Source organism: Nafulsella turpanensis ZLM-10 (assembly GCF_000346615.1).
GTDB lineage: Bacteria > Bacteroidota > Bacteroidia > Cytophagales > Cyclobacteriaceae > Nafulsella > Nafulsella turpanensis.
The window spans coordinates 1-12785 of the sequence record NZ_ANNU01000043.1 but is presented as its reverse complement, the minus strand read 5'-3'; the positions used below and the strand labels follow the sequence as shown (position 1 = coordinate 12785).

14 protein-coding genes are annotated in these 12785 nt (G+C 47.8%); 8 read left to right on the top strand and 6 right to left on the bottom strand.

All coding sequences use genetic code 11. The annotated features are described in order from the left end of the window. Positions 1–77: 77 nt before the first annotated feature. Positions 78–908, top strand: a complete 831-nt coding sequence (locus F752_RS24410; protein ID WP_017732831.1) for a phosphatase PAP2 family protein — start codon at positions 78–80, stop codon at positions 906–908. Between the two features lie 106 nt (positions 909–1014). Here F752_RS24410 and F752_RS0116385 read toward each other — a convergent pair whose 3' ends face one another. Further along, positions 1015–1683, bottom strand: a complete 669-nt coding sequence (locus tag F752_RS0116385) for a 2OG-Fe(II) oxygenase (RefSeq protein ID WP_017732830.1) — start codon at positions 1681–1683, stop codon at positions 1015–1017. Between the two features lie 283 nt (positions 1684–1966). Between F752_RS0116385 and F752_RS0116380 the strand changes: the two genes are divergently transcribed. The 5 genes from F752_RS0116380 (at position 1967) to tsf (ending at position 5533) form a co-directional block, all read left to right on the top strand. Beyond that, positions 1967–2680 carry an RluA family pseudouridine synthase gene (locus tag F752_RS0116380; protein WP_017732829.1) on the top strand — a complete coding sequence of 238 codons (714 nt, stop codon included), beginning with the start codon at positions 1967–1969 and terminating at the stop codon, positions 2678–2680. Between the two features lie 237 nt (positions 2681–2917). Then, positions 2918–3361 carry a 50S ribosomal protein L13 gene (gene rplM, locus F752_RS0116375; protein ID WP_017732828.1) on the top strand — a complete coding sequence of 148 codons (444 nt, stop codon included), beginning with the start codon at positions 2918–2920 and terminating at the stop codon, positions 3359–3361. A gap of 10 nt (positions 3362–3371) precedes the next feature. Then, positions 3372–3758 carry a 30S ribosomal protein S9 gene (gene rpsI, locus F752_RS0116370; RefSeq protein WP_017732827.1) on the top strand — a complete coding sequence of 129 codons (387 nt, stop codon included), beginning with the start codon at positions 3372–3374 and terminating at the stop codon, positions 3756–3758. A 30-nt stretch (positions 3759–3788) separates the two neighbouring features. Then, complete coding sequence (gene rpsB / locus F752_RS0116365) at positions 3789–4556, top strand: 30S ribosomal protein S2 (RefSeq protein WP_017732826.1); 768 nt, start codon at positions 3789–3791, stop codon at positions 4554–4556. Positions 4557–4702: 146 nt separating this feature from the next. Continuing rightward, positions 4703–5533 (top strand): translation elongation factor Ts, encoded by an 831-nt coding sequence (tsf, locus tag F752_RS0116360; protein ID WP_026135793.1) that lies wholly within the window; start codon positions 4703–4705, stop codon positions 5531–5533. A 244-nt stretch (positions 5534–5777) separates the two neighbouring features. On the opposite strand, the gene F752_RS25490 is transcribed toward tsf, so the two are convergent. The 3 genes from F752_RS25490 to F752_RS0116335 all read right to left on the bottom strand — a co-directional run bounded on the left by F752_RS25490 (position 5778) and on the right by F752_RS0116335 (position 8140). Then, a complete protein-coding gene (locus tag F752_RS25490) occupies positions 5778–6326 on the bottom strand; it encodes a hypothetical protein (RefSeq protein ID WP_017732823.1) in 549 nt (182 codons plus the stop codon). 413 nt (positions 6327–6739) lie between these two features. Further along, complete coding sequence (locus F752_RS25485; protein ID WP_017732821.1) at positions 6740–7300, bottom strand: hypothetical protein; 561 nt, start codon at positions 7298–7300, stop codon at positions 6740–6742. A 48-nt stretch (positions 7301–7348) separates the two neighbouring features. Next, positions 7349–8140: an alpha/beta fold hydrolase gene (locus F752_RS0116335; RefSeq protein ID WP_040664767.1), complete on the bottom strand. Its 792-nt coding sequence runs from the start codon at positions 8138–8140 to the stop codon at positions 7349–7351. Positions 8141–8255: 115 nt separating this feature from the next. Between F752_RS0116335 and F752_RS0116330 the strand changes: the two genes are divergently transcribed. Together F752_RS0116330 and F752_RS0116325 are read left to right on the top strand one after the other, a co-directional pair. Continuing rightward, on the top strand, positions 8256–9464 hold the full coding sequence (locus tag F752_RS0116330; RefSeq protein ID WP_086009476.1) for a methionine aminotransferase: 1209 nt from the start codon (positions 8256–8258) through the stop codon (positions 9462–9464). Then, on the top strand, positions 9452–10243 hold the full coding sequence (locus tag F752_RS0116325; RefSeq protein ID WP_017732818.1) for an amidohydrolase: 792 nt from the start codon (positions 9452–9454) through the stop codon (positions 10241–10243). Before F752_RS0116330 ends, F752_RS0116325 begins: the two co-directional genes overlap by 13 nt. An 8-nt stretch (positions 10244–10251) precedes the next feature. On the opposite strand, the gene F752_RS0116320 is transcribed toward F752_RS0116325, so the two are convergent. Then, on the bottom strand, positions 10252–10668 hold the full coding sequence (locus tag F752_RS0116320; protein WP_017732817.1) for a hypothetical protein: 417 nt from the start codon (positions 10666–10668) through the stop codon (positions 10252–10254). After that, a partial coding sequence (locus F752_RS0116315) for a T9SS type A sorting domain-containing protein (RefSeq protein WP_017732816.1) occupies positions 10665–12785 on the bottom strand: 2121 nt, incomplete at its 5' end. The genes F752_RS0116320 and F752_RS0116315, both read right to left, overlap by 4 nt.

The following is a 12785-nucleotide window of genomic DNA, read 5'->3' as shown; positions in this document are numbered from 1 at the left end:
TCAATAATAGGAGATTCGTAAACACAGAGCCATTACTGATAGTTATTGCTGGAAGCTAAAACAGTTTTTTTCGATTTATGAAGTTCTTCTATCTCCTTGTTATCAGCAGCATTCTTTCTCAGCCTCTTTTTGCGCAGTATGGCCCTGTTCGGCAATCGCCCTACGAAACCAGCTGGGTCGATGGTGCTATTAGTGCGGCTGGTGTGGGTTTGAGCTACTGGGGGCTCAGGTTAATGATGAAAAAGAAGGCAGTAACGGAAGAAGAGCTGCAATGGATGGATGCCAACCCTGAGGCTGCCAGGGCCGATATTCCTTTTTTCGATCGCTGGGCGATTGACTTCTATGTGCCTGAGGCCAGGGCCAATCAAATCAGCGATATCCCTTTCTATGCCTCTTTTGGTCTGCCTTTTCTTTTCCTGGCAGACGAAAGGACCCGCTCCGATGCAGGGCAAATAGGCCTGTTGTATCTCGAAACCATGGCTATTACGGGAGCGTTGTTTGCGCAGGTAAACGGAAGGGTAAACAGGAAAAGACCCAATGTTTACAGCCCGGAGGCAAGTATGGAGATTCGGCGGGATGATAAAAGCCAGAATTCATTTTACGGTGGTCATATTACTGCCACTGCGGCGGCCACCTTTTTTACAGCCAAAGTATTTAATGATTACTTTCCCGACTCCCCGGCAAAACCTTATGTATGGGCAGGAGCTGCGGCAGTGCCTGCATTGGTAGGTTATTATAGAATGAGGGCCGGAAAGCATTTCCTGAGCGATAACCTGATTGGCTATGCCATAGGGGCCGGGGTAGGAATACTTGTGCCTCACCTGCATAAAGAGGTGGAAAACCTTTCGCTTAGCCCTGGTCAAACCCTGCAGGGAGCCAGTACCATCCGGTTTCGCTATCGTTTCTAACTTCACAGCTAAATTTGCCAGCTAGCTTGTGGATCCCCAATTTTTGTAGCGGAAGAGGTAGGTGACCCAAAGGTTTCGCTATATGGAGCAGAAGATGTTTTTGCGCTTAAAGAAAAGTTAGATCAATGTACTGGTCGAGCATCCAGCCGGTAAGACTGTAACGTTCACGCGTAGCGGGTAAAACTTCGTGTTCGATTAAATCGCTTCGAAAGCAGGCCAGCTTACCGCCGGATGGCAGAATGTCTACCGTTTTTTCGCCTCCATCTTCCTGCGGAATATAAAGTCTCAGCTGCCCGCCATGCTCTGGCTTCCAGTCTTTGTTCAGGTAACAGATAACTGAAAGGCGGCGATGATCATCATGGCGAAACTGGTCGAGGTGTCGCTGGTAAACGGTTCCTACAGGATACATGGTGTAATGCAGCTCCACGTCTTTCAGGCTTAAAAAACAGGTGCGATTGATGTACTGCAGCAGCTCGCGCATGCGGTTAACATACAGCTGAGTGGCTGCCGCGGCTTTGGCCGGGTCAATCCACCGGATATAGTCCCCCCGTATCTGCTTGTCGATCTGGAAATCCTGTGCAGTGCCAATGCCGGCCTTTTTAAAGTTACCTTCTTCTTTGTGGTTATCAGCAACCTCTTTAATCTGCATGAATTCTGCATGGCTCAAAAAGTGCTCAATGGTGCCATAGCCTTTCTCCGAAAGGTCATCGGCCAGTCCTTCGAAGGCTTTTTCAAAAGGATGATCTGTCAGCGGGGAAGTGTATTCCTTATTCACAATGGTTCGTTTGTATAGGTAAACATCTTTTGTGTTTATACTGAGCCGGTTAAAAAAGGTTTAATGGCGGCAGGTGAACATATTCGGGAGAGCAGTAGCGTCAGTGTTGCGTCTCCTGATTGCCTGGAAGAGCCAAATCCGGCGCAAGTAAATCTTTTTTCCTGATTTAGCAAAGAGAGGCAAGGCGGTGGCTAAAAGCCAGGAGTTTTAAGAGGGTTTTAACAAAAAGCGGTGCCTTCCATTTGTTTAACTAAAGGAATTATTTCACCTTTGCCCGTCATTTATGAAAATACCTGATTTTAAAGATATTATCCTGTTCGAAAACGAGCACTACCTTCTGGTGAATAAGCCGTCGCATGTGGCTACGCTGGAGGATAGGAACGACCCCTTGAACATGCTGGCCATGGCGCGTGAATATGCCGATGATGCGCAGGCGAATCACCGGCTCGACAAGGAAACCAGTGGAGTGCTGGCTTTTGCCAAGCATCCGGAGGCTTACCGGCACCTGGCGGTACAGTTCGAGAAAAGGCAGGTGCAAAAGGTGTATCATGCTATTGCCGATGGCCTGCACGATTTTAAGGATGAGCAGGTAAAACTCCCCATTAAACAGGTAGGGAATGGCATCGTGCAGATAAACAAGCTGGAAGGAAAGGCTGCTGAGACCATCCTCAATACCCTCCAGGCCTACCGGCAGCATACCCTGGTAGAGTGCAGGCCTGTTACCGGCCGAATGCACCAGATCAGAATTCACCTGAGTGCGCTTGGGGCCCCTATCAGCTGCGATGAAACTTATGGAGGAACTCCTTTACTGCTGAGTAAGCTAAAGCGACGCTTTAATTTGAAGAAGGATACTGAAGAGTTACCTATCATAAAGCGGGTGGCCCTGCATGCATATGAGCTTAGATTTGCCGATTTGGATGGCTCTCCGCTCAGTATACAGGCGCCTTACCCAAAAGATTTTGCCGTGGCCGTTAAGCAGCTGGAGAAAAATAGTTGATCTGCTAATAAAATATTATGCTGAATTGGCTCCCGACAGGTAAAGGGAGAATTAAAGGCTTTGCCTCGGAAAGGCGAGTGCTGCAGGAGAGTGCTTAAAATAGCACATTAACTCATCAGCAAATTAGTACTTTAACATATATTCAGCTACTTTTGCAAATTCAAAAACAAAATTCTATCTTTGTGTCCCTTTTTAAGCAAGAAGGGGGTTGTTGTATCATATAATTAAACGAACAACGTGGATACTTTAAGTTATAAAACAGTTTCACAGAACAAAGCTACTGTCGAAAAGGAATGGGTCATCGTAGACGCTACGAATATGATTCTTGGTAGATTCGCCAGCGAAGTAGCTAAGCGTATCCGTGGCAAACACAAGCCGGGATATACGCCGCATGTTGACTGTGGTGACAATGTCATCATCATCAATGCAGAAAAAATTCGCCTTACGGGCAAGAAAATGAACGACAAAGTTTATGTACGTCACACGGGCTACCCGGGCGGACAGCGTTTTACAACGCCTCGTCAGTTGATGGACAAAAACCCTGCGGGCATTGTAGAGAGCGCCGTAAAAGGTATGCTTCCTAAGAACCGCTTAGGACGTGCTTTATTCCGTAATCTGCATGTATATGTAGGTGCTGAACATCCGCATGATGCACAACAGCCTAAAGAAGTAACACTCTAAACTTATTATAATGGACGTTGTAAATACTATAGGAAGACGCAAAACTTCTGTAGCCCGCTTATACATGCAGAGTGGTAAGGGTAACATTACAGTCAACAACAAAGACCTGAAAGTGTACTTCCCTACCGAGGTAATGCAAACTATCGTAAAGCAGCCGTTAAGCCTTATCGACCAGGGTGGCAGCTATGACATTACGGTAAATGTAGACGGTGGCGGCATCAGAGGACAAGCAGAAGCAATTCGCCTTGCCATTGCCCGCGCACTCGTAGAGAACGATGCAGAAAACCGCCCGCCTCTTAAGAAGGAAGGTTTCCTTACCCGTGACCCACGCATGGTTGAACGGAAAAAATACGGTCGCCGCAAAGCACGTAGAAGATTCCAGTTCTCTAAACGTTAAGATTTATATCTTTTTTGAAAATATTTTATAATGGCTGAAATCAATTATAAAGACTTACTGGATGCTGGTGTTCATTTCGGACACTTGACGAGAAAGTGGAACCCAAAAATGGCGCCGTACATCTTCATGGAGAAGAACGGTATCCATATTATCGACCTTAATAAAACGCTTGCTAGCCTCGAAGAAGCATCCAATGCTATCAAGCAGATCGTACGGTCAGGTAAAAAAGTAATGTTTGTTGCTACCAAAAAACAGGCTCAGGACATTGTAACGGAAGAAGCAAAAAGGCTGAAAATGCCTTATGTGACCGAGCGCTGGTTAGGTGGTATGCTTACCAACTTCGCGACTATTCGTAAGTCGTTGAAGAAGATGTCCGGCATTGAGAAGATGATGAAAGAGGAGTCATACACAAACCTTGCAAAGCGCGAGCGTTTAATGATTACCCGTGAGAAAGAGAAGCTGGAGAACATCCTTGGTGGTATAGCCGACCAGAGCCGCCTGCCTGCTGCATTGTTCATTGTGGACATTAAGCGTGAGCACATTGCCGTAAAAGAAGCCCAGAAGCTGAACATTCCGGTATTTGCAATGGTAGACACCAACTCTGATCCTACTCAAATAGAGTATCCAATACCTGCTAACGACGATGCTTTTAAATCTATTTCCCTGATTGTGAAGACATTTGGCAAAGCCATTGAGGAAGCCATGATGGAGCGCAAGCAGGATAAGGAAGAAGCGAAGCTGAAAGAAGAGGAAGATGCAAAGCGCAGCGTTGATACAGGCGAAGCAGCAACAGAATAACACAAACTTTCTATAGATACAACAGTTACAAAAATTGAACACTACTTTTAAGGGTGTTCAATTTTTGTTTAGCCCGGGCAACTGATGGAGAACGGGCTTCTTTTTAAATGACCTAAATTTTTCATCTGACCTTAAATACTTTCCAAATGGCTATTACAGCACAAGACGTAAACAAATTAAGACAAATGACCGGTGCCGGTATGATGGACTGCAAGAAGGCACTGACCGAGGCGAACGGCGACTTTGAAGCAGCGGTGGACATCCTGCGTAAAAAAGGCCAGAAAGTTTCTGCTTCCCGCTCCGACAGAGAGACTTCAGAAGGCTCAATTTTCGTGCAGACCAATGCCGATGCTACTGAAGGTACCCTCATAGCCATTGGTTGCGAAACGGACTTCGTTGGTAAAAACGAGGAGTTCCAGACGCTTGGCCAGGACATACTGAAGGCAGCTGTAGAAAATAAGCCGGCGAATATCACTGAGCTGAAAGACCTTAAGTTGAACAACGGCCGCACAGTAAACGATAACATCGTGGACCTGGTGGGTAAAATCGGTGAGAAGATTGAAATCCTTGCTTACGAGCGTATTAGCGGTGAAAAAGTGGAGCCTTATATCCACGCCAATAATAAACTTGGTGTATTGGTAGCCCTTGCCAATGTTGGCGGCGATTATGAGGTCGCGGGTAAAGACGTGGCCATGCAAATTGCAGCCATGAGCCCTGTAGCTGTAGACAAGTCAGGTGTTGACGAATCTACCATTCAGCGCGAAATGGAAATTGGTCGTGAACAGGCTCGTGCCGAAGGTAAGCCGGAAGAAATGATCGACAAGATTGCTCAGGGTAAACTGAATAAGTTCTACAAAGAAAATACTCTGCTGGAGCAGCCTTTCGTAAAAGACAATGGAATGACCGTTGCCAAATATCTTGATAGCGTAAGCAAAGGTATGACGGTATCTAAATTCAAGCGCGTACAAATCGGTTAATCCAGTCCGGTTAAGCAATAAATAGAAAGAGCCCTGCAGGATGATGTCCCGCAGGGCTTTTTAATTACTCTAAAGCATACCGAAATAATAGTAGTAGTTTCGGCAGAGTACCGCCCTCTTCATCCTGTTTATATTGGCCGGTTACATTCCTCTCTTTTCCGGCTCTAACAACTTTGGTATCAGCTGAAACTTTCCATTTGTAAAATCCTTTAAAGACCTGCAATTGTTTAAAATTTGAGTGGCTTCAGAAAATATAGCCGAACTTTAAATCGAGCCCTGGTAAACCGAATGCAACATCCTGATCTATGTATGCACCAACACCTATGGCAGTTTCAAAGATGAAATGGTTACCCAGCCGGCGGCGATTGCCCCATTTAGGAATTATCCGAAGTGCAGGAGGAGTAGTGGAGAAAAAAGGCTGTAAATCGAATTTTGTTGTCAGGGCAAGATAGTTGGCGGAATAATTTTGAATGTTTTTTCCCTTCTCGTAGCGCTTCAGGAGGTTGTAGTACCAGCGTGGTTCCAGCCTTATGGCAGGTTCAAATATTGGGGCTAGGAAAAAAATGGGAATTCCATTACTGTTGTTATAGTAACCACCGCCAAATGTAAGGTACCAACCTGCTTCCAAATTAAAGGTCGTTTGCCTGTCAATTTTTTTCTCATAGCTGTACCATAATCCAATTATCCCAGCCTTTATTCCATGCAGAGGACGGCCAGGAATTTCCCGCTCTGTTGGTTGTGCCTTTAAAGTAGTGGAAGTGTAAAGCAAGAGGAAAAGGAGAAAGAGCTTCATAAAAATGTAAAGTGATAAACTAAAATATTCATAAAATATATGATTTTAGCTGCTTATTACAATATCTTTCATAATAAACATTATCGGCTTGTTCAGGCCATTTATCCATACTCTCTGTAGGGCGCGTAGGTGTGGTCCCTGCTACAAAAAGGGCTCCGCTGGCGGTAATCAGAACGGAGGGGCTATTTAGGATCGCCTAAAGCTGTCATGCTGCCGTCATGAATCGAATGGCAGCGGCCGACCCTTGCCGATGCGGCATCTTTCCAGGTGGGATAATCCTTCAAGCTTCAAGCTAATTATTCCTACTCCTCAAGGTTAAAGGCGGCGTCCGCTATGGCAGGAGTTGCAAAAAGGTTTGCAGTATTCAACAGGCATAGCCTGGTTGATCTGCAGCAGCAAAAAGATCCCTGGCATCAAAAAATGTAGCCGAATTTGACATCCAGCCCCAGTGCAGGGGCAGCCACATGCATATCGGCAATGTATACGCCAAGGCCAACGGCCGTTTCGAAGATGAAATTATCACCAAGGCTTCGGCGGAGGCCCCATTTAGGAATAATCCGCAGAGCGGGAGTTCCAGAGGCACCAAGATTAGAAAACACAGGTTCGGTGTTGCCTTGAATACTAAGGGCAAGATAGTTGGCAGAGTAGTTGCTGATATTCTTTTCCTTCCGGAATCGCTTAAAAAGATTATAGTACCAGCGAGGTTCCACCTTTAAGGTAGGCACAAGCACGTACCATAAATCTCCATCGATAAAAATCATACTTCCTTGACCAAAATCAACCCCCAACCCTGCCTCTATATTGAGGGTCGTTTGCCGGGCAAATTTTGTTTCGAAAGTATACCAGGCGCCCACCAGGCCAGCCTTAATACCATGCAGGGGCCTGTCAGGCATATTATATTCGCCAGTTTGGGCGTGGAGAACATTAGTTCCTGAATAAAGAAAGAGAACAAGAAGGATGTAAAGTGCTTTCATGCTGGGAGAGTGATGGAATTGAAAGCAAAGATTACTATTCTATTAATTTTATCCTACTATTTCACGAACGAATGTTGTTATGTGACTGGAGGTAAGTTCCCCAGCCTCTTTATGGGGCGTATGGCCGGCGCCGGCCACCATTAGTTCTTTTGCATCTCCAGAAACCTTCCGCACAATGGCCTCGACCTGCTGATAACTGCCATATTCATCTGCCTCGCCCTGTATTACCATTAGCGGGCATTGTACATTAGGTAAATACTGCTCAATATTCCAGTTTCGAAAATCCGGAGATAGCCAGGTGTCGGTCCAGGCATGGAAAACCCATTCTGCTTTGTCGCAATGGTATTTGGCAAGCTTTTGGGGGAGAGAAGTGGTTTCATAAGCTTTTACCGCTTCGCGAATGCCGGATAGGGTAATTTCCTCCACAAACACATGGGCCCCTTCTGTAATAATGCCACTAATCAATTCAGGATATTCTGCTGCCGCCACCAGCGCAATAGAGCCGCCATCGCTGTGTCCGAAAAGAATTGCCTTCTCAATTCCTGCTATGTGTAGCACTTTTGCCAATACATGAGCCTCCTTTTCCAGGTAACCCTTGCTTCTTATCACTGCCTCGGCAGGTGCAGACTGTCCATAACCCTGTCGGTCGTAGATAAAGGCATTGCAGCCAGTTGCCTCTGCCAGCTTTCCAGGGAAATCGCGCCACAGTTCAATACAGCCGAGGGAGTCGTGCAGGAAAACAAGTGTAGGACGTAAGGAAGCTGAAGGGGCCGAAAGCATAAGGCTTCTGGCCTGCAGCTGAATACCCTCTACTTCTATCTGAAAATCTTCTTTTTGCATAAAAGCTGGAGCTACGAAAAAGCTGAAAAAAAAGATAGGAAGTCTCAAAGCTACAGTTTGCCAACCTCTTTTGCAAGAAACCTTCATTTACCGAAATTTTGAACAGCCACAGGCCATGTTTGTTAAATTTGAAACGATTGCTTATACTTCTCAAAACTTTTTTATGCCAGTTACTGATTCCCTTTCAATCCAAAGCAAATTGCCCGATGTAGGAACGACCATTTTTACAAAGATGTCGAAGATGGCCCATGAAGTAGGGGCGATTAATCTCTCCCAGGGGTTTCCGGATTTTCCTGTTTCAGAAGAATTGATAGATCGCGTCGCTCATTATATGCGGGAGGGAATGAATCAGTATGCCCCAATGCCCGGTATGCCGGCACTGCGCAAAGCCATAGCAGCCAAGCTGGAGCGTACCTTTGGCATCCAGGTTAATCCTGAGGAGGAAATAACCGTAAGCTCAGGGGCTACGGAGGCCCTCTTTGCAGTGATAGCCGCCCTTGTGCATGAGGGAGATGAGGTAATTGTGCTGGACCCGGCATATGATTCCTATGTGCCCGCGGCCGAGCTGCAGGGGGCAATTGTAAAGCGGGTGCCACTGGATAGCAAAACGTTTGCACCGGACTGGGAAGCCATTGAAGCTGCGGTTAGTCCAAAAACACGCCTGCTGGTGCTTAATACGCCACACAACCCAACAGGAGCGGTTTGGCAGCAGGAAGATATGGAGCGCCTGCAGGAGCTGGTAAAGAAGCACCGGTTTTGGGTACTGTCGGACGAGGTGTATGAGCATATTATTTTCGACGAACAGGAGCACCAAAGTATACTGCGCTTCCCCGAGCTTCGAAAATATGCGGCAGCCGTTTATTCCTTCGGTAAGACTTTTCATGCCACGGGCTGGAAAACAGGTTATGTAGTGGCGCCTCCGCTGCTGATGAAGGAAATCCGCAAAGTACACCAGTATCTTACCTTTAGCACGCATACACCTACGCAGCTGGCACTGGCCGATTACCTGCAGGAGCCACAGCATTACGAAAGTCTGCCCCGGTTTTACCAGCAAAAGCGGGATGTCTTTCTTCGGCTGATGGAGAAATCCCGCTTTCGGCCAATTCCCTGCTCGGGCACTTATTTTCAGCTGTATTCGTATGCCGATATTTCGGATAAACCGGATGTGGAGATGGCCGAATGGCTGACCCGTGAGAAAGGCGTGGCCAGTATTCCTGTATCCGTATTTTATGAGCAGGGGCAGGACCAGCGCCTTCTTCGCTTCTGCTTTGCCAAGAATGAAGAAACTCTCCAACAAGCAGCCGACATCTTATGCAGGATTTAACCATTAGTCTTATTCAAAGTCCCCTGCACTGGCAGGAGGTAGAGGCCAACCTTGCCCAGTTCGAAGAAAAGATCTGGCAAATCAGCGGTAAGCCCGACCTGATTATGCTGCCTGAAATGTTTAATACCGGCTTTAGCATGGCTGCCGAGCAGCTTGCCGAACCCATGAACAGCAAAACCTTCCGCTGGATGAAGCAACAGGCGGCGCAAAGTAAAGCTGTAGTCGTCGGAAGTTTTATTGTAAAGGAAGAGGGGAAATACTATAACCGCCTGCTTTGGATGGAGCCCGACGGGCAGTACGCTACTTATGATAAACGCCACCTCTTTCGTATGGCCGATGAACATCACCATTACAGCATGGGGAAGAATCGACTTGTTCGGGAATTGAAAGGCTGGCGTGTATGTCCGCTGGTGTGTTACGACCTTCGCTTCCCGGTTTGGAGCCGTAACATCAATGCAGAAGGGGAGTTAGATTATGATTTGCTCCTGTACGTGGCAAACTGGCCGCAGGCAAGAGTCAACGCATGGAATGTACTGCTGCAGGCGCGGGCAGTGGAGAATCTCTGCTATGTAGCCGGGCTTAACCGGGTGGGCACTGATGGAAATGGCATCGCCTATAACGGCTGTTCTGCAGTAGTTGACCCAAAAGGGCAGCGGCTGTTTTTTGCCGAAGAGCAGCCTTCCATCCATACCATTACTTTAAGCAAAGAGGCCTTGCTGAACTATCGCGAAAAATTCCCTGCTCAGCTCGATGCGGACCGCTTTACTATTCAGAAATAGCCCTTATCTTATGGTGACTGCAGGAACTTGAGGATGTACTGGGTGGTTTCCAGGTCTGTGGCGGCCTCTTCGAACTGTGGACCACCTATTTGCTGCATTACCCGGTGAAGTGCTGCTTCCGTTTCCACAATCCCTTCCTGCACAAACAGTACCTGCGGATGCTTTAGTGCCTGCAGTTGCTTAAAGAATTGTTCAATGCCTGAAGTAGGTCCCTCTGTCGTTTTTAACTGCACAACAATGGCTACCTTCCGGCTCTGCCTGATAAGGTCAAGTGCATACAGCCGGATACTCTCCTCCGAAAAATTATCAAAATGGAAAGTCGTCAGATCAGGGAGGTCCTGCTGAAGCTTCCGGAGAAGCTGCGGTTCTGGATTATCCTCGACAGCAGTTTCTTTGATTTGGATGAGTACAATGCAATCGGTCATTCCACAATGATTAAAGGGCGGCTCTGCGTCCCAAGTTTACTTTCGGCCTGAATGAGGTATAAACCCGCTGTCAGACCTTCCACGAGTACAGTAGCATCCTGCTGGGGCAATACACGGGTCTGCCGAATCAATTGACCCTGAAGGCTTATTAGGCGAATGATGGCCGGGACACTGCTGCGTACAGCAAATGCTCCTTTCTGGCGACTCAAAGGGTTCGGATAGACCAGCAGGGTAAGATCCTGTTCCTCCGGGATAGCCAATGGCCCTTCCTGCTCTAATAACAGTATTCCACCCTGAAGGTTGCCAATTGCCAGCATTGGTTTCATGTTCTCCTGAAGAGGGGCCACCACCGGCCAGCTTTTCTTTCCCAATGCAGAAGCATAACTGTCCGGCCCGGTGCAGCCCGAAACGGAAACAGGCTCCGGTGTTCCATTGGGAGATTGTTGTAGAAAGTCTGTGATAAGGCGCAACTCTCCGCTGCCATCGGCCAGTAGCAGGTCGGGTTGTCCGTTGCCACTGATATCGCCTACGGAAGGGACTAAAGGGCGGCGGTAATTATCCAGGCCAAACCCCAGGTACGATTTTGTTTGCAGTGCAAAAGCTGGAGCGCTTGCAGTACCTGTATTGAGGTAGTAATGGAGGCTGCCATCGAAGCTGCCTGAAAGAACATCTGTTAGTCCGTCTCCACTAATATCGTAAAAGAAGGGGTTGTCCAGTGAGCTCAGGTTCAGTGGGAGCTGCTGCATTTGCTCAGTGGAATACTGAGGAGCTTCTCCGGCTGCGGATTGGTTCAGGAAAAGGAATGTGGCACGCTGGTAATTTTCTGTGTCGGTGGCAGTGAGCAATATGTCCTGCTGTCCATCCATATTAAAATCCAGTATCTGTGGGAGGAGGTGTTGGAAGCGCAGGCTCGTCAACTCCAGGTAATTATCATTCGCTAGCTCAAAGGCAGGGCTGTTGGTGCTACCGGTGTTCTCATACAGCTGGAGAGAGCCATAAAACCCATCTTCCTGGTGAGCGCCATTGGTCCCTATCAGCATATCCAGGTCACCATCAGCATCGGTATCTAAAAAGGCAGGGACAGCCATCTGCCCTACGTCCAGCATTTCTTCCTGCAGAAAAGCTTTGGTTTGCAGTTTATAGACGGAGGAGTCTCCCTGTGTGCTGCTGGCAAAGAGCCATAGCGATTCGCTAAAGTTGGTTTCTGAATGATGGCCGTGCGTTTGGGTACTGATGAGCAGGCCGTTTTGCTCCTGTGTTTTAAAGGAAAAAGCCGCGGGGTATAACCAATTTGGTTGTTCTGCGCTTCCGGGAAGAAAAGTGAGGTAGCTTTCGAATACAGGTGCAGTATTGGTTCCCCTATTTTCAAGGTAATAGAGCTCCCGGCATTCTTCGAAGCCGTTTAGCAGATCGTAATCTCCATCGCCGTCCACATCGTAGAGGAGTAATGATTTGCCGCCGGCATGAAGTTGCCGGGCTCCTTCATTATTCGGGCAGGACTCGTTATTGTAGGCAAACACGCCGCACTCGCACTCGCCCAGGCCACCCCAGCGCCTGCTTTCCTCTACAAATGTTAGGGCACCAGGGGAGCCGTTTTCCTCTACACTGGTATTGCGGTAATATTCCAGCCCGCCTCCACCCGAAGGGTCGTAGGCCAGTATGTCCAGGTCTCCATCGCCATCCACATCTTTAATGGCAGGTACATCGCCGCTGTTCACCAGGAGGTTTACCATACCATTGCTGCCCTCGTAGTTTAAAACTTCAGATGCCAGCTCCCATGCTACCGGCTGGTTCGGAGCCGTAATCTGGCGAAATACCCGGATGCCGGCAGGGGTGAAAGTAAAAATATCTTTTGCGCCATCTCCATCGTAATCTTCCATTATAAACCAGTTGGAGAGGTGGCCCGGCAGCAGGCAGAGCAGGTCTGGCCGGGCCACCCACTGATTGTTTTCGTGGCTGAATACCATCATAGCCTGGCTGCTGCGGTCCAGGGTAATGATTTCAGGTTGATCATCTCCGGTGAGGTCAGCCATTTGCAGAATTGGGCCATTAAGGCCGCCGCCCCAGGGCATGGAGAGGCTTTGCCCGTTACGACTTAAGGATATATTAGTGGCAGG

Coding starts and splice junctions, on each gene's coding strand:
- F752_RS0116380 (WP_017732829.1), top strand. CDS start 1,967: ATGAAAATACCTGATTTTAAAGATATTATCCTGTTCGAAAACGAGCAC.
- F752_RS0116335 (WP_040664767.1), bottom strand. CDS start 8,140: ATGCAAAAAGAAGATTTTCAGATAGAAGTAGAGGGTATTCAGCTGCAG.
- F752_RS0116330 (WP_086009476.1), top strand. CDS start 8,256: ATGTTTGTTAAATTTGAAACGATTGCTTATACTTCTCAAAACTTTTTT.
- rpsB (WP_017732826.1), top strand. CDS start 3,789: ATGGCTGAAATCAATTATAAAGACTTACTGGATGCTGGTGTTCATTTC.
- F752_RS25485 (WP_017732821.1), bottom strand. CDS start 7,300: ATGAAAGCACTTTACATCCTTCTTGTTCTCTTTCTTTATTCAGGAACT.
- rpsI (WP_017732827.1), top strand. CDS start 3,372: ATGGACGTTGTAAATACTATAGGAAGACGCAAAACTTCTGTAGCCCGC.
- F752_RS24410 (WP_017732831.1), top strand. CDS start 78: ATGAAGTTCTTCTATCTCCTTGTTATCAGCAGCATTCTTTCTCAGCCT.
- F752_RS0116325 (WP_017732818.1), top strand. CDS start 9,452: ATGCAGGATTTAACCATTAGTCTTATTCAAAGTCCCCTGCACTGGCAG.
- tsf (WP_026135793.1), top strand. CDS start 4,703: ATGGCTATTACAGCACAAGACGTAAACAAATTAAGACAAATGACCGGT.
- F752_RS25490 (WP_017732823.1), bottom strand. CDS start 6,326: ATGAAGCTCTTTCTCCTTTTCCTCTTGCTTTACACTTCCACTACTTTA.
- F752_RS0116320 (WP_017732817.1), bottom strand. CDS start 10,668: ATGACCGATTGCATTGTACTCATCCAAATCAAAGAAACTGCTGTCGAG.